Genomic DNA, 23,550 nt, shown 5'->3' on the forward strand with positions numbered 1-23,550 from the left:
TCCTCTTATTTATCTAATGATATATTTCTTGTACCTCTGGGCACGGTTACGCACAAACCGTCAATATCTTTTGTGATTTTTATTTGGCATCCAAGCCTCGATGTCTCTGTTAAACCGAAAGCTAGGTCCAGCATATCATTTTCCTCATCAGATATAGGGTTATGTGTTTCTACAACATCATAAAATTTTGAATCAACAATCACATGGCATGTAGAACAAGCAAGAGAGCCTTCACATGCACCTTCAAGCAGATCTGGATCACTTCTGTGGGCTAAATTAAGCAGAGTTTCTCCTTCTGCAGCTTCATAGCTTTTCTTACTTCCATCAGGTAAAATAAAAGTAACGGATGGCATACTATTAAAATCTCTATTAACTTTTCTATATTCTACAAATAATAACTATTATTTGCAAACTCTTTGAAATTCCATCGCCTATCTCTTGTAATCTGTATTCCTATCAAGAAAGTAAGATAGATACCACCAGCATCTCACAGAGTTGCAAGTATAGAATTTTCTTAGTTTTAGATTTTACTAAATATATTACTGAATTAACATTATTAAACTTGATCTGCCATTTCTTCTGATCTTAAGTTATAATTTTACTAATGCCATTTGATTAATTGCAACTTCAGCATTGCTATCTTTCAATAAATTTGCAGGACTATTACAATGGTATGTGATTGCAGCAACAACAAGACAACAAACTCCAATTCCTATCCCTAACGCTAACATTCCTGAGTAGACTGCAATAGCTACTTCTAAAGCAACTCCTACTACTGCTAACGTAGAAGCAACTATGATAGAAGTATTACGACACTTAATACGAAGCTCATTTAGTTTATCTAATGCAGGAGTACCATCTTTATATTTTAGCTCTCTTAGTACATCTTTATTTTCACATTTGTTAAACAACTTCCAAGCATAACTTAACCTTGACGCTTGACCATAAAACCCCTTCTCAACATATTCAACCAAGAGATCAAACGGAGTTTCACCTTGGTCATTGTTAACATCAAATCTCGCACCTGCACTCACAAGTGATTCAACTTTGCGAAGCATTGACGTATAGGGCTGTAAGTTTCTTAAAGCATGATGTAGAGGTGTATTCCCATTTTCATCCTGAAAATTATATTTCTTTCTATGTAAAAAGCAATCAAAAATCTCTTTTTTCCAATTGTGTTTAACAATACCTTCTAAAATAGTACTTGAAATCTTTATGTTATTTTCAACTAGAAGATCTAGAGCTTTTTTATGCTTATATCTAACAATAGTATCTACTAGTTCATTCAACGCAGAAGTACCTTCTAGCTTCTTTAGCTCATCGGTTTTACAACCACTAAGCACCACCGAAAGATTATTTAATTTTTCTACTACTTTTTCCTTACGAGAGAAGTATGTAGCATAATTGACCAAGAGATCAAATGGAGTTTCATCTTTGCTATTTTTAACATCAAGCCTTGCACCTTTACTAAGAAGTGACTTGACAAAACCTTGGTATTTCGATTTACCCAAATCCAACCATTTTAATGTATGATGTAAAGCTGTATTTCCTTCTTTATCTTTATAGTTGATATCTAATTTATCTAAGTACTTATTAAAAAAATAATCCAAAAACTCTTCAGATTGGTATTCATAAGCATAGCTTAAGATTTCATTTCGTGATATTTCTATCCTTCCTTCAAAGAGCTTGAAAAATGCCACACGATCGTACATAATAGCAATTTGCACTAGAAATGTAATGTCACCAGCATCAATTGTAACTTTCTTTATTATATCATCACACTCTTCATACTTATTTGACTGGATATGTAACAACAATCCCAGAATAGTTCTTACATATTCGGATTCAGTTGGTTCTTCAGTCTCTTTAGCTTTGCCCATCTTGCCTATTTCTTTTAAACTCTTCTTTAGCCTTTCTATTTTCTCTTCGATTAATTTTTGACTTTTCGAACAATACATAATATATATTTCATTAAAAAATTTTTCTCTTTTCTCTTCTTGTTTAAGTTTACTCATCTCTTCCCGCAACAACTCCAGTTCATCACTACAATCCCCATACTCATACTTTCCTCTATCGTACTGGCTTTTTTTTGTTGGGTCAGATAACACTTTGCGTGCTACTGATATTTCCTTGAACTTTGTCAATTTCTCTTCAAGTTGAGCCCGTTGATCTTCTTCCGACTGTGATAGTAGCCTTCCGTCCTTCTTCTTTCCTTCTAGCCTATCTAGCTCTTTCACTTCCTCAAGCAATTTATCTGGATGAAGCTTCAATGCTAATTTGCGATATGCTTTTTTTATCTCACCATGAGTAGCATCTCTTTTTACTCCTAATATTTCATAATAATCAGGCATTTTTTTCTCCACTATTTTGATACATTTTTTATAACATTAGTAATACTATGTCTTTAAAAGAATTGGTACTATATAAGTATTTTAGCAAAGATTATAATATTTGTTAATTTATCAACAAATTGAGTGAAAATTTAAAGAGTTGTTTATGGTAATTGAGGAGCTACAACCGCATGACGTCTGCCATTAATCACTATTTCACTTATTGCAACTGCTGCAAAAACAAAACAATAATATACTTTTGTTAGTACGATGATAGGTGACAGAGAGGCAATGCTGCTTGCTAGTAATACGTGAGAACCATAAGGTAAGATACTTTTTGTGATAGAAGTAAATATTTCTAATAAATACGCACTACGGTGTGGTGCAATGTTATATCTTTGTGCAAGTCTTTTCGCAATATTACTAGTTAATAAAATAGCAACAACATTGCTGGAAACTAAAATAGTAAACAGAGATGATATTCCCGCAATCATAAATTCAGCTTGAGTTTTTGTCATATTCACCTTATCGGTGAATATATCTATCTTTTTCTGACTGTATTCGTACATTAAGTGGCTTAATCCACTACTGAAGAGAATAAATATCATTACTTCATTCATCTTATAAAAACCCCTATATATGTCACGAGAATATTCAATAAGAGAATAATCAAAAAAAGCTATTCCTAATATCCCAGCAATAACCATATTAATAGCTAATGTTACTAGAGTGTTTATTTCAAATAAACCCATAATTATTAAAGATATATAAGGGATAATTTTGACTATGGATAAATAATTCAGACTTGAGATAGAAACAACTTCTGTACTATTTGAAATTATTACTAGATAAATAAGTATTATAAGACCTGTAACAGATCCTGTCTTGAAAGTGAGTTTTATTTTATCCTTTACTGAAGCTCCTTGTGAAGAAGTAGCAGCAATAGTAGTGTCAGATATCATTGAAAGGTTGCTGCCAAACATAGACCCACCTATCACAGCTCCAACACCCACTGCACAATCAAAAGCTCCATTTTGTGCTAAATTAACAGCTATTGGTGTTATAAGTGCAATAACTCCGATTGATGTGCCGATTGCACTTGAAATAAAAGTAGAAAGTAAAAACATTCCAGGAAGTAATAATCTTGCTGGAAGAAATCGAATAGTTAAGTTAGTAATAACATTTATACTACCAAGCGATTCAGTAACAGTAGAAAATGCTCCAGCAAATAGAAAAATCAAACATACGGTAAGAGTAGTTTTATTACCCATACCTTTTATAAGAGTATCAATACTATGTTGAATTTTGTTTTTATTGAATAGAACAGCAAAAAATAATGCTGGTAATAAGCAAACTAACGGTGAAATTTGATGAAGAGGATTACCAAGTCCGATAAAAGAAAAATAAATACCACTTCCAAGGTATAAGGCTAGAAAGATAATAAGAGGAAGAAATGAAAACACTTATCGTAGTTGAACAAACCAGAAATATACTAGAATAAGCTATTTTAAGCAAATACTAATACAGTGTTTTTCTAATAATTTTGAACATCTTAAGCCATCTACTTTTGAATAAATTCCATTTGCATTTCTTGTATACTATCCTCTATTTGCTTTATTTGTTCTATTAGCCTTTCCTCTAAGTCAAAATTACCGCCCAGCCTTGCTTTAATTTTTTCTTCTTGTAATACATTTAATTCTTTCCGTAATACTATGTTATTCCAGACAGTTTCTGCCGATCTCTTCTCACTTAATTGACTATTTAGTACGCTAGTTTTTTCAAATATAAACTTTATAACACTAGACTCCTGTAGCAGAATTTCTTTATTAAAGTTGCTCTCATTAGTTACCATATTAATTACGCACTGTTGTAATTTTTTCATCTCATTAGTAAATTCGAAATGAGAAAATTGCTCAAAAAATATAGGACGGTTCAAGATTTCAGGAAATTCTACGGCTATACGCAAAATTATGGCCTGATTTTGCTCTGCTTCAATTAGCTCTGGAGATTTATTGTAAAGATACTCACCTTTTGTTGCTTTGCTATTAAAAATCAGCTTTTTAAAGTTTCTTCTTAATTCACTGACCTTATTGTAAAAATAATCTCTATAATACCTTCTAATACTGCTGTTACCGATAGCATTGACATATTTCATGAACTTGTGCTCAAGAATTGAATATTTTTCCGGAGCAAATTTTTCATAATTTTGCAAATTGCTACCAATTATGTGATGCCATAAATATTCAGAGTGCAGTTCTGTTGAGTGGTTAAAAGCAGAGAGTACGTCTTCTGTCTTATATTCTAGCTCATTGCATATATCGTATGGGTCCTTATTGTTTGGCAAAGTTACGAACTTCAATGTGTATCCAGGCTCCAGTATCGGTAGAACAAGTTCTGCAATTCGAATAGCAGCATGACGTCCGGCACTATCGCCATCCATACAGATGGAAATTTCTTTAGCAAATTTCCATAGATTTTTTATCTGCTCTGCAGAAATTGCGGTACCAAGCGGAGCAACTGTATTGCTAATTCCCGCTTGATGTAGTGCTATTACATCCATATATCCTTCAACAACAAATAGATGCTGTTTTTTGCGTATTTCACTCAAAGCAAAGTTTAATCCATATAAATTTTCTCTTTTCTTAAAGAGCTGACTCTCTGGGCTGTTTAGATACTTCGGCTGTTGCTCAGAGTTCAGCGCACGTCCGCCAAAACCAATAACTTTGCCCGTGATGTTGTGTATAGGAAATATCAGCCGATCATAGAAATAATCACGAGAATTCTTATTTATTAACCCAACATCGATCAAAATCTCGTCTTTAATACCAGAGGAGTTCAAATATTCCTTCAAGCCAGAACTTGGTGCATAACCTATTCTAAATTTATCTATGATTTTGAGTGAGATCTTGCGCTGCCTTAAATAAGCCATAACACCTCGATTTTTCTGCGCGAACCAACTTGCAGCTAAATTCAGTGCTGAAAACAGTTTGTCATTTTCTTTAGCAAAGCTGAGGTTTTTGGGTAACTCAACACCTGCAACAGATGCCAAATTTTCCAACGCTTCCTTAAAACTTAAGCCCTCAGTTTGTGAAATAAATTCAAACGCATCACCATGAGCTGAGCAACCGAAACAGTAATATAAGCCCTTAACATTGCTGACCGAAAAAGATGGAGTTTTTTCGTTATGAAATGGGCAGAGTCCAACAAAACTATCTCCTCTTTTTATTAACCTAACTTTTTTTCCTACTATGTCGGACAACAATAATTTTGACTTTATAATATCTATATGATCCATTTTACCGAATGAGTAGTGGTAGGATAAAAATTATATAGAATTTATGCATATCTGACTCGAAATTTATTCAGAAAGATCAGAAGAGCTTGACAAAAAGCTCAAAATAAATTACCCATATAAATACCCTTAAGTTGCAATTTCTTATATGTCAGATGTGATATCAGTTGCTTCAGACCACGCAGGTTATGAACTAAAATCAGAAATAAAGGCTTACTTGGAAACTTTAGATTATACAGTGATAGACCGTGGCTGCACTGCTGAACAAAAGAGTGTAGACTACCCTGACTATGCTGCTGAAGTTGTAGAAGATATAACAAACAAAAAAGCAAATTATGGAATATTAATTTGCGGTACAGGTTTGGGCATGAGTACTGTGGCAAATCGTTTTGAAGGAATCTACGCTGCTTTATGTAATAGTGTTGAGATCGCAAAATTAGCTCGCGAGCATGGCAACGCGAATATACTTTGTCTTGGTGCAGGGTTTACTGCGAGTGGATTAGCAAAAGACATAGTCAAACAATTCCTCGAAACAGAATTTTCAAAAGAAAGTAGACATAAAGAACGCCTTGATAAACTTAGCAATATTAGCAAGAAAAAAACCACAAAAACTTATAACGAAGATGAAATATCAAAATTCGCTAAAATAGCAGGTGAATGGTGGAATGAGAATGGCAAATTCAAGCCATTGCACATGATGAATCCTGTGAGAGTATCATACATCGTTGAGAAAATAAAAGAATTAAAAAAATGCGATTTAAAAGAACTATCATTGCTCGATGTTGGTTGTGGTGGTGGCATTTTGTCAGAGTCAATGGCGCGTATTGGTATTAGCGTTGCAGGAATAGATGTATGTGAGGAAAACATAAAAGTGGCACAGTTGCATGCGAAGAAAGTAGGGTTAAATATAGAATACACACACACTAGCATTGAAGAGCTAAGCAATGACAAGAAGTATGACGTGGTTTTGTTGATGGAAGTGGTTGAACATGTCGATAATTTAGAGTTTTTCATGAAAAAAGCAATAGAGCTGTTGAAGCCAGAAGGGCTAATTTTTATATCGACGATAAATAGAACTATTAAATCCTTCTGTCTTGCAATAGTCGGCGCAGAGTACATATTAAACTGGCTGCCAAAAGGCACACATAATTGGAATAAATTTCTCAAGCCATCAGAAATTGCAAATCATCTAAGAGAGAACAATGTAACACTACAAGATATGACTGGTATGGAATATAATGTAATAAAGCGTGAATGGAACTTGACCAAAGGTGTGGATGTTAATTATATACTTTGTGGAAACGTTGTAATTTGAAATCTCATTCAAGTACTAGAAGGTAATGCAAATATTCTAGGCAGTTTTACTTTACTTAGCAGCTAATTTATCATATGTATTTCCATAGGGTATCGCTATATTAGAATATGTTACAATTACTAACCTTACTTGCTGTTATCACTTCGGTTGTATTCTTTGGTCATCTAGTTCCAATGGAAGTGAAAACCTTCTTGTATTCAATAAGCCTTAGTATAAAAGAGATCTTACTATTTATAATGCCTTTTATTGTTTTTGCATTAATCTTTAGTAGTGTTAACAATCTTAAGCAGTCGGCTATAAAGTTTATATTGTTACTTATTATAACGATTTTCTTGTCGAATCTAGCTTCAAGTTTAATAGCTTATTCTGTTGGGCATTTCATCACACAAAACACTTATTCAATACAAGATATAACATATGAAGAAACAATTGTTCCTTTATGGTCATTTAGGATACCTGCATTGCTTTCTAATTTTTATGCCCTTGCTTGTGGATTTGTGTTAAGCATATTAGTGTCCACAATATTACCAAAAAAAAGCAAAGAGCTCTCGAACAAAATGTTAGATTTAACTCTCTTTATTTTGAAGACATTTTTGACGCCAATTATTCCAATGTTTGTACTTGGTCTTGCTTTAAAAATGGAACATGATCAGGTTTTACCCATAATATTTAAGGATTACTCAATAATTTTTATTATTATATCATCTGCAACCTACCTTTATGTTTTTCTCTTATATGGAGCAGCAAATTCGTTCAAGATCACAAGCTGGATAGCTAGTATAGGTAATATGATACCAGCATTTATTACTGCAATGAGCACAATGTCTAGTAATGCAGCTATGCCGCTTACTCTTGAAGGAAGCAAAAAAAATGTAAAGCAGCATGATATAGCATCGTCTGTTGTGCCAATAACCGCTAGCTTTCATTTAGTAGGTGATTGCTTTTTTATTATAATACTATCAATGATAATGACTTTTGGTGGTGCATTGTCTGCAACAGACTATGTGACTTTCCTTCTCTACTTTCTGTTATTTAAATTTGCTATTGTTGCAGTTCCAGCGGGAGGGATTATGGTAATGTTGCCCGTTCTTGAGAAGTATCTTAAATTCTCCCCAGAGATGCTTTCATTAATTACAGCATTGTATATAGTGTTTGACCCAATAATAACTTCAGCAAATGTTATGGGTAACGGTGCGTTCACTATGATGTTTACAAAGCTCTATGATAAGCTTAAGTGATGTCCATTCTAGCAATTAATACTGTAGGTGCTGGTAGTTCAATAGCAGTAATTGATTACGATGGTAATTGTTTTGTAGAACGCAATTCTGCAAACAATAGTCATGCAGAATCATTTTTTCAAATACTGAATACTTTGTTTGATAAGCATAATTACAGCTACGATAAAATAGACCATTTAGCAGTGATAGTTGGACCAGGAAGTTTTACTGGAATCAGAGTTGGTATATCAACTGCACAAGGTATAAATCTTGCTACAAATAAGCCGTTATATGGGGTTAGTGCCCTGGAAGCTCAAGCATATGCAATATCGCTACTTTGTACAAATAGCAAAAAAAATATTAAAGCTATAATCGAAGATGATCAAAAGTTTTATACGCAGTTATTTGATTTCAATTTGTTACCGCTATCAAATCCTGCTGTAGTAAGTGAACTCCAGCCTGAAACGCACTGCATTACATATATGGATTGCAGTTTACCAAAGTTGGATGCTAGCCATGCAGGGCTATTAGTCCGTTATAGACTAAAAAATAAACAAAAATTAAATGGAGTTGAGGCTCTATATTTAAATGAGCCTCAGTATATGAAATCGTTGCCTATTGCGTAAACACTATTAATTTGGCCAAGTTTGTATATCTGACTTACTATTTCTTCTGCTACTTCTTTTATACTCATATTTGAATTTTCTACCTCTATAGCATTTTGTGGTACAAATAAATCTTCCTCCCTAAATTTAATACTATTTATATTAGTAACCTTCCTATTTTTTCTTTGCTTTTTTGATATAGTACGCTCTTGTAATATCAATGGATTGCACCTAAGTACTATAGGGAGGATTTTTGTGCTCATTTTTTTACTAAGTTCTACTACTGAGTTATATATTCTTATGTTGTAATCATTATTTTTAATTAATTCATCAACAAATATATAATTTTTTGAGTCAATAGGATAGGCTTCTATTGCCTGAAACATAACATGTGTAGTGTTATATATTCTATCTCGAGCTTCTTTGGAAGTTTGATTATATTCAAGTCCACTTACAATTACTGCATTTATCATACTAGATAATACTATTGCTGTAGAAAGTTTACCACTTCCTGGAAGACCAGTGATATATATGAAAAATTTTGTTAGCTGTTTTTTTATCTCAACGTTTATCATATTATTTTTAATATTAAAACCTACAATTATAATAACATAAAAACAAGGCTTTAAAACATATGAAACATTACATAAAAAGTCGCTTTTATAGTTAAAATACTATGTAATCTAGAAATGTAAACTCTAATCACCTAAGGCAAGTAAAAGTGCTTAGTATTTTAACGTAGGTTCACCTTTTAGTTTGTAATAAACTTTTTTTTACGTATAAATCTTTAGAAAATTTTAGTCAAGAGCTATGTTATTAACAAATAGTGAGTTGAAAAGAGACCTAGTTAACGCCTATCAAATTTTATCTTATCTTAAATTAGATGATCATACGTATACTCATCTCTCTGTACGTTCTGAAGATAAAAAGTCATTTTATGTTTATCCGTTTGGTATACGTTTTTATGAAGTAGATGAAAGTTCATTGATGAAAGTATCGTTTGATGGGAATATAATTGAAGGCAAAGAATATCAATATAATAAAACTGGCTATGTAATCCATGGCTTCATTTATCAAGCAAGGAAAGATATTCAAGCAATTTTTCATCTACATACACCTTCTATTGTAGCAGTTTCTTCTCTCAAGGATGGATTACTCCCAATAAGTCAGTGGGCGCTGCACTTTTATAATAAGGTATCTTACCATGATTATAATTCCCTGGCACTTGATGATACAGAAGGAAAAAGATTAATAGCTGATTTGAAAGAAAATTTTGTGATGTTAATGCGCAATCATGGATCTATAACATGTGGTCAGACTATACAAGAAGCAATGTTTTATACGTATCACTTAGAACAAGCTTGTAAAACTCAATGCCTGATGCTAGCAATGAATAGGGAGTTGTCAATTCCAAGTGAAGAAATTTGCTCAAAAGCCGTAAAGGATCTTCTGTCTTTCGAAAGCAATCTTGGTGAGAGAGATTGGCACGCATGGGTTAGGTTGATTAAAGGTAAGTTATAAAAGTTTCTGACTCTTCGATAGATATTAGATTTCTTGCATAACCAGCCAGTCTGAAATCCAATAATGGTTTCACACGCTGTAATTCATGCAAGAAGTCTAATGTCTCCATCTCTACTTAAGTTAACACCCTTAACTAAGCAGATACAAGTAAATATAGCCCTTCCCATAATAGTCCAAAAAGGTCATAAGAAAGAAGAATCGACAGCATGACGAAAAGATTTGAATAAAGGAATGTTTTTTCTGGTTCTGTTTTTTATAGCAAACCAATAATGCTCAATTTTGTTGAAATCTGGAGAATATGGAGGAAGATATAAAATTTCTGCACCAACTCCTTTAGCAAATCTTATTAGACTTATGAAAAGTAGCATTATCAAGGATAACAGTTTGTCCAGGTTCCAAAATCGGTGTCAGAAACTGCTCAAACCATTTATTAAAGATATCCATATTGCAGTGGCCTTTAAAGGTTAACGGAGCAATTATTTTTCTTCCACTTAAGGCTGCAACCATGCTAATTCGTTGAGTTTTCTTTCCAGATTTTAGGGCATAAAACCGCTGTCCTTTCTGGCAATACCCATAGGTTCAGTGTTATCAATGCCAGACTCATCTATATACACTAATTCTTTAGGTTCTTTTGTTGCTATAACCTTTGAAAATTGAGCTCGCTTTTCTTCATTTCTTTCTTTATATCCGTAGGTCTTTTTTTTCTTGTGAATCCTATATTTTTAAGTGCTCGATGAATTGTTTGTCTACTAATATTGCCCCAGCATCTCTGACTGAGTTTTGCCACCTTGCTCATTTGCAAATTCGGCAAATGCATTCCAGTCGGTAATTTTATGCCACGCTTCCAAGCTTTTTTGATTGAAAATCTCCCGTTTTCTCACGTCTTTTCTTCCACTCATATAAAGTTGTTTTTCCGATCTTAAATCTCTTGGCAACAGTTTCTCCACTCTCTCCTTCATCCAATGCTTCCATTACCTTTTTTCTTAAGTCATAACTATTTGCTACTGGCATCCTTACCTTCCACTACTATCAATCCATATCTTACTCTTTTTGGACTATTATGAGAAGGGCTATAACTAGTAAGTTTTTTCAATCCTGCTCCACAGCAAATTTTAATGCTATGTGAGTAGTTATAGTGCTGTTAACAATTAAAATGACAAAAACTAAGATGGTGATTAGTAGTGTATAAATATTCAAGGATAAATTTTCAAATTGAGTTAGCAATTTGAAATATACAAAAGTTGGCATTATCATTGGCAAAACAAGAATTTGCGACACTCCTGATGCTAAGTTATTTCGACCAATCATCAATGCATTTCCAGTAGCTGAAATATTAATGATTATCAGCGTATTAAATAATAAAGACACTCCAACTGCTATTGAATGTTCAATATTATTGCCTAGAATTGCAAAGCTGAACATGAAAGAAATCACTGAAATCGGTAACCCAAATAACAACCAGTGAGCGAAGATTTTATAAGCAACTATCAGCCTAGAAGAGAGTGGCTGTAAAAAGATTTGCTCTAATATTCCATCATGATAATCAGATGTAAATAAATTATTTGTAGAGATCTGCAAAACAAATGTAGCACATATCCATGTTAATGTTAATATGACTTCTTGTTTACTGTTGTTTTCAAGTGTATATGAAGATAAACTTAACATTATAATAAAAATACATACTATATAAGTAAGATTATTATCATTTATTACTAATTTTTTTACCAAACTAATCATACCAGGATTTTAAATGTTTATTATAAATTATAGTGTTTACTTTGAGGGTAGTATAATTTTTTGTGTTTACAAGTTATATAAGTTTTAATATATTTTATTGATAATGCTATGGAAAAATTAATAAAAATAAAGTTACCGGAAGATTACGTTCCTTCAGAAAATGAAGAATATATGAACGTAAAACAACTGGAATACTTTAGCTTAAAGTTACAATCAATACTCTCTGAACTGGAGAAACAAGATCTAGAAGATAGTAGTATTTATTCTGATAGTGAAAATGGAGAATTAATTAAGCGCCGAAAAGATAGAAAAGAAAAAATTAAGGAGGCGTTGGAAAAAATAAAATTAGGCATTTATGGTTACTGCGATGGAACGGGAGAAGAAATAGGAGTCGAAAGACTTAAAGCTAATCCGCTTGCTATGTATTGTATTGAAGAACAAGAGAGAATAGAAAAAGAAAAGAACGTGTATAACATTAATGATTAGAACTTGTTCGCGAATTCAAGCATATTTCTCTCCTTAACATAACTCTACTCATAGCCAGATATATGAAATTTTCAGTGAATAAATCTTATTCTTTCGATAGTCTTCTATTCCTAAAGCAAAAGTCCTTTCTACAACCCACCTTCTTGGCTGCACTTTAAACCCCTCATTGGTAGTAGCTAAGGCGGTGTGTCTTTGTTGACTTAGAACCTACATGAAGGCCTTTTGACAATCTCAATATCCATACCATATTCTTCCTTTATATGATTTTTTAAATTTTCTCCTTGGTATCCCATCACATAGTAAATACCGCCATTTACACCTATACACAATACATAGAAAATTGCTTCTAATATTTCTCTTTTGCTATACTTTGACGACCTTCCTCCTTTCCTGTATGATACTCTGGAGTAGCTTTCTATTCTTGTCCATTCCCTTTGACTTAGGTCTGCTGGATGCTTTTTTCTCATCTTTACCCAGCACTAAAACTTTAGATATTATAGCCTTTTACTAATCTCTGGACAAGCTCTAGCTTCGGTAAACTCAGTAGAAGGTTCTTTTGCAAAAAATGCAGCATGTACAGCATTTTTAATGAAAAAACACGCGGCAAGTGCAAATATTGCTGTTGGTATATAACACCAAGGAGAAGCTATACTAAAAAAAGTAGCAGAAGCTACTGTTAAGCAACAACAAGTCAGTATCGTTTGATCACGTAGATAACGTCTATCAACTCCACCGTACTCAGCCATCAACCTTTTAACTTTATCATTGTTACCGTATGGCAGAGTAAGCGTTTTAATCAAATTCATTACACCATTATTAGTGAAATATGGAGCACACTCTATAACTCTGGAGCCATTAACCTTCTGATTAGGATCAGCACCATACTTTAGAAGCAACTCTACATATTTTTCGCGTTTATCGTTGTCACAATTGATTGCTTGATATAATGGAACTCGACCATTTTTATCTAACATATTAGGATTAGCACCATATTTCAAAAGTATTTCCATAGTATGATCATCATCACACAAAAACGCTTTAAACAACGGATTTTTACCATTTTTATCTAACATATTAGGATCAGCACCATATTGTAACAATAACTCTACAATTCTGCTGTCATCGATAACCCTACAATAGTATAACGAAGCTTCATTATGTAATAGCTTTATATTAGGATCAGCACCATTTTCTAAAAGAAGTTTCAAAATACTATAATTTCTTGAATCTTTAGCTTGCATTAAAGCAATAGATAATGGAAAGTAAATATAAATAAGTTTTTCATTGATGTAATCACCAAATCTTCCATCTTTACTGCTTTTGAATTTGGAAAAAAGCTTTTCAAGAAACTTTATATCCTGATTATATAGAGCCCTACTTAAGTAAAACCTCAAATCTCCAGGCGAATTAATTTCATTTAAATTTTCGTCAGTTAGATTTGTAACCTCTTCTATGCTTTCCTTAGTAAGAAATTCATATGCAGAACCTAGCTGCTTAAATTTTTCTTCATTTTGTTTCTTCACAACCTCATTTTTACCTGAATGTTTATCAGGATGATATTTCAAGGCTAATTTTCTATACGCTGATTTAATTTCTTGTTCACTGGGCGCATCGCTTGATTGAAAACCTAATATTTTTAAAGCTTCCTTTCTACCTACAATAAATTCCCCACTGAAATATGTTAAATTAAACGTAACCCAAAATTTCAAAAAGTAAAGCTTTTTATGTCAAATTACGTCTATTTCATAACTGTACAAATATTGTAGATCAGGAAACTTCAGTCCTTGATACTGGAATAACATCTCTATACTACTTAGAGTCAATCTCAATATTAAAAAATTTCTCAAATAGAAAAAAGGCAAAAGGAACCCTGTCAGATACTATCTAGTTTTTAAATTGGCGTTCTTTATTGTCTAATTTGACATCCACTCAATAGATACCATTTTTGCATTTAATTTACAGAATGTAGTCTAAGTACAAACTTGTGAAAGGCTTATGTGTAATGCTTCTCCACATAATCACTAATAATTTCCTTAAATTCTTCAAAAATATTATCACCTTGTAAAGTTTTGAAATATTTGCCGTCTTTGTAGACTGCTGAAACAGGTTTTTCTCCATACCCAGGCAGGCTGATCCCCAGATTTGCATGTTTGCTCTCTCCAGGACCATTTACTATGCATCCCATAACAGCAACGTTCATATACTCTACACCAGGATTCTTTTTCTTCCATACCGGCATATGAGTTTTTATGTAGCCATTTACTTCCTCAGTTAATATACGAAAACGATCGCTACTTGTGCGTCCACAACCAGGACATGAACTCACCTGAGGGTTAAAGTAGCGCAAACCTATAGACTGCAGTATTTCCTGACATACTACCACCTCATTAGTGCGTGATTCACCAGGGCGCTGAGTTAAAGAAGCCCGGATAGTGTCTCCAATACCATTTTGCAATAAATAAGTAAGCCCTGCTGTGGTATTTACTACGCCTTTGTTACCCATACCAGCTTCGGTTAAACCCAAATGCAGCGCATAATTGGAAGATTTTGCAAGTGCCGTATAAACTAAAATTAAATCCTGCACTCTACTGACTTTACATGAAATGATTATTTTCTCTGCATTAAGGCCAATCTTTTCAGCTTTTTTTGCACTACCAAGAGCAGACATTACAAGCGTCTTACGTAATATAACATCAGAAGTTTTTGGATTACTAGATAAGGAGTTTTCATCCATTAATTTTTGTGAAAGGTACTTATCAAGACTACCCCAATTTACTCCAATTCTGACAGGAAGATCATGCGTTATTGCATACTCTATAATTTTTTCGAATTTTTCATCACGTTTATCACCAAAGCCTATATTACCTGGATTTATCCTAATTTTACCCAGAATTTTAATGTTGTCTGGATAATCCTGAATCAGCCTGTAGAGCTCATATTGTCCACAGCCTACTAATATCTTACCATCAAAGCCTTCTTTATTTATTTCCTCTACTATATAAGGTATTGCTTTTGCTACTTCCTCTGAGTTCAAAGCAATTCGCACCAATTCTGAACCTGCATGCGCTAGTTCTATTACTTCTTTTGCATATTTCTGAGCACTACTTTTTATGTTGTCAGAATCTATATGTGCACCAAGTGCCATGGATTGAACAACTATAGGATTATTTCCACCTATCTTCACTTGTCCAACTTTTACAGTATGAGTTTTATGCATGGAAACCGGCGATGACTCATATGCATCATCACTCAATGTCAGGTCTCTATCTAGCATATTATTAATCGTGACACTATTTTACTGTGTCAACTACACTGCCAAATGAACTTGAACCATTTAAACTATGCTGTGGTGTTCTATTTAGATCAGTAATAGAATCATGAGAGCACGTTCTTCTTGATGGAGTTTCTTTTATAGTAACATTTATAGGGGAAACTTTTTTTTCTCGTGTTGAAGTAACTTTTTTCCCTTTTTGTTGTTCACTTTTTTTATGCTGCTTACTTTCATACTGAGAAACTGGCTCTTGATCTATAAATACAGCACCCTTTAAACGTGCAAGATTAATACCATGCTGATTGATCATAGCATCCTCCCCATCTTCAACTATGCAAGCTCCCACGTTGTTTGGCTCGTTATCAAGGCTAGCAATTTTTTTTTCTTTTAATTTTTTGATTAGATCTTCTTTATTCATAGCTAGATCTTGTAACTTTTTTTTCTTGAGGAGCTCCCTACGCTTCTCATACAGTTTATATGACTCAGCAAAATCCTCGTCTGCATGAAAGTTTGCACCACCAGGGTTACCAGGAGGTATGTACCTCTTACTGAACTTTACCTTAGACTTCGCTTCAACATTATGTACAGTAAAGAAACTAGAAACCAAAAGTATTAATATAAATAAAACTTTAGAAAAGATCTTAAGCATACTATAGTGAATATTGTGCTTTAAAAGATACCAATTAACAAACTTCAAGTAAATCAGAATCTCTACCAACTTTATAATACAAACATCTTTCTAAAAAATTTACTACCAAAACCTACATAATGGGAATGTTCAAAAAAGTGTGTCAAACCGAAAAAAAAGTAATAAATTGATATAAAAAATGGAGGTTTGATATGAGTCAAGCAAATAGAACTACTGGTTTGGTAGATTATAAAGAATTAGAAACAAATATCCTGTCATCTATACGAGAAGGAAGACCATTGACAGGAAGAGATGGAGCATTAACACCGTTTATAAAAAGGCTGCTAGAGGCAAGTCTGGAAGGTGAAATAGAAAGCCACATGTCAGCTAAAAGTGAAGAAAATAACCGAAGAAATGGAAGGAATGCAAAAACTTTACGTACAAGTTCAGGCTCATTTGAACTATTAACACCAAGAGACAGAGAAGGAAGCTTTGAACCGCAAATAGTCAAAAAAAGGCAAACAAGCCTACATCCAGAACTTGAAGCAAAGGTCTTAAGTACATACGCCAGTGGCATGGGATACAGAGACATAGCTTCACACGTTGAGGAAATATATGACCATAAAATATCAGCAGCAGAGATATCCAATATTACTGATAAACTGCTACCAATAATCAATGAATGGCGCAGCCGTCCATTGCAATCAGTGTATCCAATAGTGTTCATGGATGGCATGTTTTTTAAGGTCAAGGAGGACGGACATTGCGTAAGTAAATGCATGTATAATATATTGGGTATAAATCAAAATGGCAGAAAAGAAGTATTAGGTTTTTATCTGGCTGAAAGTGAGGGAGCTAACTTCTGGTTGGGAGTTTTAAATGACCTCAAAGAAAGAGGAGTAGAAGATATTCTGATTGCATGTGTAGATGGGCTAAAAAGCTTTCCTGCAGCCATCAACAGTGTATTTCCCAGTGCAGAAGTGCAGCTATGTATAGTACACCAAATAAGAAATTCTCTGAAATATGTATCCAGTAAAGATGTAAAAGTTTTCATGAATGATCTGAAAAAAATATATCGTGCTTCAAGTAAAGAAATTGCTGAGAATTATCTGCTTGAGCTGGAAGAAAAATGGGGAGAAAAGTATCCTTTAGTTATAAAATCCTGGCAGAACAATTGGGAAAACTTATCCAGTTATTTTAAGTATTCTGGGCCAGTTAGGAAGCTGATTTACACCACTAATCCAATTGAGGGGTTGCATAGACAAATCAGGAAATTTACTAAAACTAAGGGTTCATTTACTAGTACAAATGCCTTGTACAAACAGGTATATTGTGCTATAAAAAAGGTAGAGCAAAGGTGGATTATGGCTCTCCCTAATTGGGCTTTAACTATGTCTCAACTTGATATTTTCTTTCCAGATAGATTGAAAATTGAGTTGAACTAAAAATGCGGCTTGACACACTTTTTTGAACGTTCCCTACATAATCTAAAGGAAATTTAAGGTGTTACAAATTTTACGTAACACCCTTTCAAGAAGAGCATTACACTCTTCCTTGCTGTAAGTTATTCTTCAGTTTTTCGGTATCATTCACATTATTAAACTTTCCGCTTGGCATATCTTGAGACAAGTCGTTTTTCTTCTCTTTATCAAGCTTAACTCCCTGATAGATACAGAATGCAACAAAACTAGTTACAGCTATTGCAGCAACAGCACTGACTATGGCACAAGTTAGTATTGCTTGTTCTTGTCCCCCTACCATGTCTGCAAATGTTTCTACTTTTTCTTCTAAGCCTGTAAATTTTTCTTGCAAGCCGCTTAAGTGCTCTTGCATAGCTTGAAACTGCTCAGTACCAATCTTGTCTTCTAATGCACCAAAAACTTTTTCAAACTGCTCAACATCTATCTTTTGAGCTTCTTGCCACTCTTTTAATGCACTAAATACCTCTTCAAACTGTTTAGCATCTATCTTTTGAGCTTCTTGCCATTCTTTTAATGCGCTAAATACTTCTTGAAACTTTTTAGCATCAATATTTTGACTTTCCTGCAATGCTGTTACATCCGATTTATCAAAACCGAATACAAATTTGGTTATACCCATTTTTAACCCCCTAGCTAATTAATATATTACTATTGTACGTTTTTAGTAGTTAATTTAGTATTAAACACTATACAACTGGGATCCAATAAGAAATATCTGGTCATGCGCTGGAACTTTTGAATTCCAGTTATGCAAGAGATCTATTGATCTTAAAATAACTTTCTTTGGTTTAAGTTAAGGGTTATTCTACCAATATCTCTCTCTTTCCTGAGTAACTCGGAGCACTGACAATACCTTCTTTCTCCATTCTTTCAACAATATTTGCAGCTCTGTTATAGCCTATTCTAAGTTGCCTTTGAATGTAACTAGTTGAAACCTTTTGATCTCTCTGAATGATGGCCACTGCTTGCTTGTATAGATCGTTCTCTTCATCTTCTGTTTCACCTTCTGATTCCGCGAAAGAATTTTCATCTTCTTGAGTGATTTCCTCCATGTAGTTTGGCTCACCTTGCGTTTTCAGATGATCAACTATATTTTGCACCTCATCATCACTTACAAATGGACCGTGCACTCGAATAATCTTACCACCAGAGGCCATATAAAGCATATCACCCATACCGAGTAACTGTTCGGCCCCTTGTTCACCAAGTATTGTACGGCTATCTATCTTAGAAGTAACAGCAAAACTAATTCTCGTTGGAAAGTTTGCTTTTATCACACCTGTTATCACATCTACAGATGGGCGTTGTGTTGCCATTATGATGTGTATTCCTGCAGCACGAGCCATCTGAGCTAAACGTTGAATAGAGCATTCTATATCTTTGCCAGCAACAAGCATTAAATCTGCCATTTCATCTACGATCACCACAATATACGGAAATGTCTCCATTTTAAGTGGTATTTTTTCAAATAAAGGTTTACCCGTTGTTGAGTTAAAGCCAATCTGTACAACGCGCTCCAACTCTATTCCGCTATTCATCGCTTCTGTAATTTTTTGATTATAGTTTATTACATTGCGCACATTTAAATATGACATCATGCGATAGCGATTTTCCATCTCTTTCACTATCCACTTAAGAGCAATAACAGCTTTTTTTGGCTCTGTTACCACTGGCGTTATTAGATGCGGTATTGCATCATATATTGAAAGCTCGAGCATTTTGGGGTCGATCATTATCATCTTGCATTCATCAGGACTTAGTCGATAAACAAGCGACAGAATCATCGTGTTAATTGCAACCGACTTACCTGACCCTGTAGTTCCGGCAACAAGCAAGTGGGGCATTTTAGTCAGATCTGCAATAACTGGTTTTCCGCTTATTTCCTTGCCAAGCGCAATTGGAAGATTTAAGTTTGCATTTTGGTATTCTGGCGATTCAAGTAAATCACGCAGCATTACAATCTCTCGCTCCTTGTTTGGCAATTCTATTCCCATGGCATTTTGTCCACGAATTATTGAAATACGTGCAGAAAGTGCACTCATTGAACGTGCAATATCATCTGCAAGACCAATCACTCTTGCAGATTTTGTACCTGCTTGTGGTTCAAGTTTGTATAAAGTCACAACCGGTCCATAACATACACTTATAATTTTTCCTTGCACGCCAAAATCACTCAGAACCTGTTCGAGCAGAGATAAATTCTTATTGCTCTCTAATGCATTCAACTGTTTTCTCTGCAAAGATTCTTCTGCTTTGGAAAGTAAGTGAATGCTTGGAAACTCAAACTCGCTAGAAGGTGGTTTAACAATTTCTTCGGCAGCTTTTTTCTTTCTTTCTTTCGGTTGTTGTTTAGTGGTTATATATTTTTCCTCTACTACTAATGGTGCTATTGAATAATCAGTAGTTTTACGTAACCTGAAAAACAGAACCTTTGTAAAAAGGGAAAATATTTTTTTACATAGGAAAAGCAAAGAATAAACCGTTCTCTTCCAACCAATCAATCCTACAATACCTATTGATGCTACTACTGTGAATATGTAAAACGGGCAGTGGTCAATTAGAGCATTACCGACTATTCCACCGTGCATGTATCTAGCAGTAATGCCAAGCGAAAGTTGCGACAATATAGCATATATTGCTACATTGATTAACGTTAGGTAGATAATTTTCAGCAATGATGCTCTGAAAATTAAAAAGTAAACTATGGTTGTAGCTATTGTAATACTAGCGAGTCCAAGAAATTGAACCAATATATCAGCTAAATATGAACCTACTACTCCGCCCAAATTTGTTACTTCCTGATTTGTAGCTGTATTTAAGGATGGATCTTTATAATCATAGCTAAAAACCGATATATATATATACATTAATAGTGACAAGTATATCGCTGATTTTAGCTGTTTTTTTAACATCTACTTAAAGTAATAAGTAATTGTATATTTTACAAAGTGAATTGCTATTATCAATATCATCACGGATAAATCTAATCCATTGAATGGTTGTATATACCTTCTGATAACCTTTAGTGGAGGATAAGTGAGTCTGTTTAAAGTTTGCATTATGCTGCTTACAATCTCATTATACATGTTAACTACATTCAATTTAATCAACAAATCGAGAGCAATTGAGCATATTAGAACGAAGCTGTAAAGATCAAGTAACAGGTTAAGTAAGTATATGATTGGATGCATATTACTAATTTACACTAAAACCTATTATGTGTAGTGATATGTATAAAATCAAGCCCCACAATAATTTTTATGCTGAAATAGGTGTAAACAATAAGCTATAAGATATTATACCCTTTGATTCCACGTGGATAAAAAACTTATTGATAAATTAACGGAGAGATGTGTACTGTATGAATAGCTTTTTGATCATGTTTATTACATGCAGGATAAGTGTTCAGGTACGTATGAAACCAGCGCTTCTTTTCTTGTCACCTCTTGTTACCTAAATAGCCTCTGTTCAAGTAGCCCCTTTGTTGTCATCCCAGTGCCCAGACACTGGGATGGCTTTGTTGCACCACTCAAGGAAAGAACAGGCAGTTACTGATGGAATTTGTTATAAAATAGATATTTAGCCGACAAAGGAAAAATATGCCAATAAGAATGAAAGTCAGTAACTGCAATGAATATAACAAATTTCTTCAAGAAAGGGGAAATGTTTTTCATTATATCAACGATGCCATTGAAAATTGGTACGAAAATAGTCCAAAAGTAGCAGGTGGCAACAATGTCTACAGCGACAAAGTAGTGATTCTAATTCACATAATAACCTATCTATTCAGGATTGGTCTTAGGCAAACAGTGGGATTTATAGAGAAATATCTTGAGCAAATAGGGAAAATTTTGCAAATTATCAGCTATTCGCAGGCTTCAAGAAGGTTTAAAAAGCTTAATATCAAAATCAACGACTGCAGAGTTGATAAGAACGATATGGAAGATATTGAAATTGCTATAGATAGTACAGGTATCAGCATCTACAATAATATTCCAGGCCATAGTAAGGCAAATGGTACAGATAGAAAGTATCGCCGCTATGAGCAAACAAGATGTAATGCTAGAGATAGGTAGTAAAAAAGTTATAGCTGCAAAATACAGTAGTGGAGTTTATTCCGACCACTATGGAGCCTGTGATCTTATTGAAAGAGTGGATACCAAGTATAACATAAGCACGATATATGCAGATAGATCGAAAGAAGTTATACAAACTGTGCGATGAGCTTGACATAAAGACAAGGATTCCTCCGCAAAATAATGCAGTAGAGCATCCAAAGTTGGATTATATGAATGAGAGAAATTCTACAATCAAGCTCATAAAGTCATATGATGAAGATGGTATGAAGAGGTGGAAAAAAGAGATAAATTATTGGAAGAGATCTTATATAGAAAGTTTTTTCTCGCGACTGAAGCAAATATTTGGATTTAGTTTTAGGAATAAATCTGAGATTAATCGTGAGAAGGAACTGCTACTCAAGTGTTATTTGCTTAACAAATTTACTGAAATAGGCATGGCTAAGTTTGATATAGCTTCATGAATTTATTATACATTACCCACTATCCGAAGAGCTGTGCAACAAAGCCCACTGGGATCCAGATTGGCACTAAGTTGGTAAACATGAAAGCGCTTTATAACGTTTTTGATGTGAAAGCTAATGTCAGCTACTCAAATGATACCATTTGTTATAAACTCACTTTTACTCTATGGTCTTGTCGATATCCTGAACAGATACAATATTTTTTATTTATAAAATGAAGTAACTACTTATCGTAAAGTTGATCTATAGATATAATACTACCATTTGATGACTTTTCAGCACATTTCTCACTTTCATATTCTTTATCAGAATCAACGCTAAATACTAAAGTATCTCCTGAAATTTTATCATGAAACTCACTAATAGCAAAAAACGGTACAGTGACTTGTTCTTGTTTTCCACGAAAGCTCAAACTGACGCTAAACTTATCTTCAAGAACTTTTAGACCAAAAAATTGATGCTGTAATATAATAAGCATTTGAGTAGGGTATGATTCTTTCAAGTAGTCTGGCATGACAACACCATTAAAGCGCGTAAAAAATACTATTTCTAAGTGAGGAGTAAAAACATTATCTAATATAGTATTCAAAGCCTTTTTGATAACTTGAAATTTAGCATAACTAAGCGACTTCTGATAATCTGTTTTATCCATATAACCCTTACATGTTTGGGGGAACTTCTGTTACCCGGCGTTCCCTAAACCGTGCTTATAGCAATGAAGTTATAGTGCCTAAATTAAGCAGCTAATGCAACATTGTCTTCAGCAGCAAAGTTATCGTTTGCATCTAAATTGTGAACTCTTAGCGGTGGTATCTAACCGAGCAAAGCTACCATCTTTACTATGCATGTCGATCCTTACTCGCCCCCGTATCAATCAAAAAATATGGTGGAGGCGCCGAGTACTGCCCTCGGGTCCAATACACCTATTACAAGGTAATTTTATTGCCATAGTGTATAAAAAATACACATGCTTATTATACAGTAGTATTGAATAAATGTCAAGTTATTGAACTCCAAATTGATTGGCAACTAAAAAACTAATATAAAAATTACTTCGCCTATTTATCTAATCTTAGTATACTCACAGTAGAGGTATTTTTAGAGCTCAAAATCTATCTTCGTCTGCA

At 33.8% G+C, this 23,550-nt stretch carries 19 protein-coding genes, 1 other RNA gene and 4 pseudogenes; 7 read left to right on the top strand and 17 right to left on the bottom strand.

What is annotated here, in order from left to right; translation table 11 throughout:
* Nucleotides 1-5 precede the first annotated feature (5 nt).
* From OPR35_RS03345 to dnaG, 5 genes and pseudogenes are all read right to left on the bottom strand, one after another.
* A complete protein-coding gene (locus tag OPR35_RS03345) occupies nucleotides 6-353 on the bottom strand; it encodes a ferredoxin family 2Fe-2S iron-sulfur cluster binding protein (protein ID WP_007302681.1) in 348 nt (115 codons plus the stop codon).
* A 237-nt stretch (nucleotides 354-590) separates the two neighbouring features.
* Complete coding sequence (locus tag OPR35_RS07400; RefSeq protein ID WP_458694360.1) at nucleotides 591-2,015, bottom strand: TomO hydrophobic C-terminal domain-containing protein; 1,425 nt, start codon at nucleotides 2,013-2,015, stop codon at nucleotides 591-593.
* A 54-nt stretch (nucleotides 2,016-2,069) separates the two neighbouring features.
* Nucleotides 2,070-2,351 (bottom strand): annotated as a pseudogene (locus OPR35_RS07510) (DnaJ domain-containing protein); the annotation flags it as partial.
* Nucleotides 2,352-2,494: 143 nt separating this feature from the next.
* Complete coding sequence (locus tag OPR35_RS03355) at nucleotides 2,495-3,793, bottom strand: Na+/H+ antiporter NhaC family protein (RefSeq protein WP_007302679.1); 1,299 nt, start codon at nucleotides 3,791-3,793, stop codon at nucleotides 2,495-2,497.
* Nucleotides 3,794-3,891: 98 nt separating this feature from the next.
* Nucleotides 3,892-5,625, bottom strand: coding sequence for a DNA primase (gene dnaG, locus OPR35_RS03360; RefSeq protein ID WP_019236374.1), 1,734 nt, complete (start codon nucleotides 5,623-5,625; stop codon nucleotides 3,892-3,894).
* Between the two features lie 145 nt (nucleotides 5,626-5,770).
* On the opposite strand from dnaG, the gene ubiG reads away from it, so the two are divergent.
* From ubiG to tsaB, 3 genes are all read left to right on the top strand, one after another.
* Entirely contained in the window at nucleotides 5,771-6,937 is a 1,167-nt protein-coding gene (gene ubiG, locus OPR35_RS03365; protein WP_052264730.1) for a bifunctional 2-polyprenyl-6-hydroxyphenol methylase/3-demethylubiquinol 3-O-methyltransferase UbiG, read from the top strand.
* 107 nt (nucleotides 6,938-7,044) lie between these two features.
* Entirely contained in the window at nucleotides 7,045-8,175 is a 1,131-nt protein-coding gene (locus OPR35_RS03370; protein WP_007302676.1) for a cation:dicarboxylate symporter family transporter, read from the top strand.
* Nucleotides 8,175-8,780, top strand: a complete 606-nt coding sequence (gene tsaB / locus OPR35_RS03375; RefSeq protein ID WP_007302675.1) for a tRNA (adenosine(37)-N6)-threonylcarbamoyltransferase complex dimerization subunit type 1 TsaB — start codon at nucleotides 8,175-8,177, stop codon at nucleotides 8,778-8,780. Before OPR35_RS03370 ends, tsaB begins: the two co-directional genes overlap by 1 nt.
* Here tsaB and OPR35_RS03380 read toward each other — a convergent pair.
* Nucleotides 8,750-9,334 carry an AAA family ATPase gene (locus OPR35_RS03380; RefSeq protein WP_265025006.1) on the bottom strand — a complete coding sequence of 195 codons (585 nt, stop codon included), beginning with the start codon at nucleotides 9,332-9,334 and terminating at the stop codon, nucleotides 8,750-8,752. The two genes, tsaB and OPR35_RS03380, sit on opposite strands and share 31 nt — an antisense overlap.
* 235 nt (nucleotides 9,335-9,569) lie before the next feature.
* On the opposite strand from OPR35_RS03380, the gene OPR35_RS03385 reads away from it, so the two are divergent.
* Entirely contained in the window at nucleotides 9,570-10,280 is a 711-nt protein-coding gene (locus OPR35_RS03385) for a class II aldolase/adducin family protein (protein ID WP_007302673.1), read from the top strand.
* 182 nt (nucleotides 10,281-10,462) lie between these two features.
* Here OPR35_RS03385 and OPR35_RS03390 read toward each other — a convergent pair.
* Together OPR35_RS03390 and OPR35_RS03395 are read right to left on the bottom strand one after the other, a co-directional pair.
* Nucleotides 10,463-11,291 (bottom strand): annotated as a pseudogene (locus tag OPR35_RS03390) (IS630 family transposase).
* Nucleotides 11,292-11,369: 78 nt separating this feature from the next.
* A complete protein-coding gene (locus tag OPR35_RS03395) occupies nucleotides 11,370-12,017 on the bottom strand; it encodes a heme exporter protein CcmB (RefSeq protein ID WP_007302672.1) in 648 nt (215 codons plus the stop codon).
* A 108-nt stretch (nucleotides 12,018-12,125) separates the two neighbouring features.
* Between OPR35_RS03395 and OPR35_RS03400 the strand changes: the two genes are divergently transcribed.
* Entirely contained in the window at nucleotides 12,126-12,503 is a 378-nt protein-coding gene (locus tag OPR35_RS03400) for a TraR/DksA family transcriptional regulator (protein WP_007302671.1), read from the top strand.
* On the opposite strand, the pseudogene OPR35_RS03405 reads toward OPR35_RS03400, so the two are convergent.
* The 4 genes and pseudogenes from OPR35_RS03405 to OPR35_RS03420 form a co-directional block, all read right to left on the bottom strand.
* A pseudogene (locus OPR35_RS03405) lies at nucleotides 12,493-12,970 on the bottom strand (transposase). The gene OPR35_RS03400 and the pseudogene OPR35_RS03405 sit on opposite strands and share 11 nt — an antisense overlap.
* Before the next feature lie 27 nt (nucleotides 12,971-12,997).
* Nucleotides 12,998-14,164: an ankyrin repeat domain-containing protein gene (locus tag OPR35_RS03410; RefSeq protein WP_373051521.1), complete on the bottom strand. Its 1,167-nt coding sequence runs from the start codon at nucleotides 14,162-14,164 to the stop codon at nucleotides 12,998-13,000.
* Nucleotides 14,165-14,496: 332 nt separating this feature from the next.
* Nucleotides 14,497-15,720 carry a flavodoxin-dependent (E)-4-hydroxy-3-methylbut-2-enyl-diphosphate synthase gene (gene ispG, locus OPR35_RS03415; RefSeq protein ID WP_264685037.1) on the bottom strand — a complete coding sequence of 408 codons (1,224 nt, stop codon included), beginning with the start codon at nucleotides 15,718-15,720 and terminating at the stop codon, nucleotides 14,497-14,499.
* Nucleotides 15,721-15,793: 73 nt separating this feature from the next.
* Nucleotides 15,794-16,423 (bottom strand): TRP75-related protein, encoded by a 630-nt coding sequence (locus OPR35_RS03420; protein WP_012481754.1) that lies wholly within the window; start codon nucleotides 16,421-16,423, stop codon nucleotides 15,794-15,796.
* A gap of 191 nt (nucleotides 16,424-16,614) precedes the next feature.
* Here OPR35_RS03420 and OPR35_RS03425 point away from each other — a divergent pair, with 191 nt between their 5' ends.
* Complete coding sequence (locus OPR35_RS03425; RefSeq protein ID WP_265024688.1) at nucleotides 16,615-17,847, top strand: IS256 family transposase; 1,233 nt, start codon at nucleotides 16,615-16,617, stop codon at nucleotides 17,845-17,847.
* Between the two features lie 97 nt (nucleotides 17,848-17,944).
* On the opposite strand, the gene OPR35_RS03430 is transcribed toward OPR35_RS03425, so the two are convergent.
* From OPR35_RS03430 to OPR35_RS03440, 3 genes are all read right to left on the bottom strand, one after another.
* Complete coding sequence (locus OPR35_RS03430; RefSeq protein WP_007302667.1) at nucleotides 17,945-18,502, bottom strand: hypothetical protein; 558 nt, start codon at nucleotides 18,500-18,502, stop codon at nucleotides 17,945-17,947.
* Nucleotides 18,503-18,683: 181 nt separating this feature from the next.
* Complete coding sequence (locus OPR35_RS03435; RefSeq protein WP_265025007.1) at nucleotides 18,684-20,795, bottom strand: DNA translocase FtsK; 2,112 nt, start codon at nucleotides 20,793-20,795, stop codon at nucleotides 18,684-18,686.
* Entirely contained in the window at nucleotides 20,796-21,074 is a 279-nt protein-coding gene (locus OPR35_RS03440; protein WP_012481756.1) for a YggT family protein, read from the bottom strand.
* Between the two features lie 408 nt (nucleotides 21,075-21,482).
* Between OPR35_RS03440 and OPR35_RS07515 the strand changes: the two are divergent.
* Nucleotides 21,483-22,423: pseudogene (locus OPR35_RS07515) on the top strand (IS5 family transposase).
* A 223-nt stretch (nucleotides 22,424-22,646) separates the two neighbouring features.
* Here the strand turns inward: OPR35_RS07515 and OPR35_RS03460 are convergent.
* Nucleotides 22,647-23,075 carry a ClpXP protease specificity-enhancing factor SspB gene (locus OPR35_RS03460; RefSeq protein WP_007302665.1) on the bottom strand — a complete coding sequence of 143 codons (429 nt, stop codon included), beginning with the start codon at nucleotides 23,073-23,075 and terminating at the stop codon, nucleotides 22,647-22,649.
* A 16-nt stretch (nucleotides 23,076-23,091) separates the two neighbouring features.
* Nucleotides 23,092-23,429: a transfer-messenger RNA gene (gene ssrA / locus OPR35_RS03465) on the bottom strand.
* Between the last annotated feature and the right edge of the window lie 121 nt (nucleotides 23,430-23,550).

It is taken from the genome of Wolbachia endosymbiont (group B) of Protocalliphora azurea, from assembly GCF_947251865.1.
Lineage (GTDB): Bacteria > Pseudomonadota > Alphaproteobacteria > Rickettsiales > Anaplasmataceae > Wolbachia.

Excerpts from the sequence above, each read along its gene's own strand:
- OPR35_RS03345 (WP_007302681.1), bottom strand. The coding sequence starts at position 353 with ATGCCATCCGTTACTTTTATTTTACCTGATGGAAGTAAGAAAAGCTAT.
- OPR35_RS07400 (WP_458694360.1), bottom strand. The coding sequence starts at position 2,015 with ATGAGTAAACTTAAACAAGAAGAGAAAAGAGAAAAATTTTTTAATGAA.
- dnaG (WP_019236374.1), bottom strand. The coding sequence starts at position 5,625 with ATGGATCATATAGATATTATAAAGTCAAAATTATTGTTGTCCGACATA.
- ubiG (WP_052264730.1), top strand. The coding sequence starts at position 5,771 with ATGTCAGATGTGATATCAGTTGCTTCAGACCACGCAGGTTATGAACTA.
- OPR35_RS03370 (WP_007302676.1), top strand. The coding sequence starts at position 7,045 with ATGTTACAATTACTAACCTTACTTGCTGTTATCACTTCGGTTGTATTC.
- tsaB (WP_007302675.1), top strand. The coding sequence starts at position 8,175 with ATGTCCATTCTAGCAATTAATACTGTAGGTGCTGGTAGTTCAATAGCA.
- OPR35_RS03380 (WP_265025006.1), bottom strand. The coding sequence starts at position 9,334 with ATGATAAACGTTGAGATAAAAAAACAGCTAACAAAATTTTTCATATAT.
- OPR35_RS03385 (WP_007302673.1), top strand. The coding sequence starts at position 9,570 with ATGTTATTAACAAATAGTGAGTTGAAAAGAGACCTAGTTAACGCCTAT.
- OPR35_RS03395 (WP_007302672.1), bottom strand. The coding sequence starts at position 12,017 with ATGATTAGTTTGGTAAAAAAATTAGTAATAAATGATAATAATCTTACT.
- OPR35_RS03400 (WP_007302671.1), top strand. The coding sequence starts at position 12,126 with ATGGAAAAATTAATAAAAATAAAGTTACCGGAAGATTACGTTCCTTCA.
- ispG (WP_264685037.1), bottom strand. The coding sequence starts at position 15,720 with ATGCATAAAACTCATACTGTAAAAGTTGGACAAGTGAAGATAGGTGGA.
- OPR35_RS03420 (WP_012481754.1), bottom strand. The coding sequence starts at position 16,423 with ATGCTTAAGATCTTTTCTAAAGTTTTATTTATATTAATACTTTTGGTT.
- OPR35_RS03425 (WP_265024688.1), top strand. The coding sequence starts at position 16,615 with ATGAGTCAAGCAAATAGAACTACTGGTTTGGTAGATTATAAAGAATTA.
- OPR35_RS03430 (WP_007302667.1), bottom strand. The coding sequence starts at position 18,502 with ATGGGTATAACCAAATTTGTATTCGGTTTTGATAAATCGGATGTAACA.
- OPR35_RS03435 (WP_265025007.1), bottom strand. The coding sequence starts at position 20,795 with ATGTTAAAAAAACAGCTAAAATCAGCGATATACTTGTCACTATTAATG.
- OPR35_RS03440 (WP_012481756.1), bottom strand. The coding sequence starts at position 21,074 with ATGCATCCAATCATATACTTACTTAACCTGTTACTTGATCTTTACAGC.
- OPR35_RS03460 (WP_007302665.1), bottom strand. The coding sequence starts at position 23,075 with ATGGATAAAACAGATTATCAGAAGTCGCTTAGTTATGCTAAATTTCAA.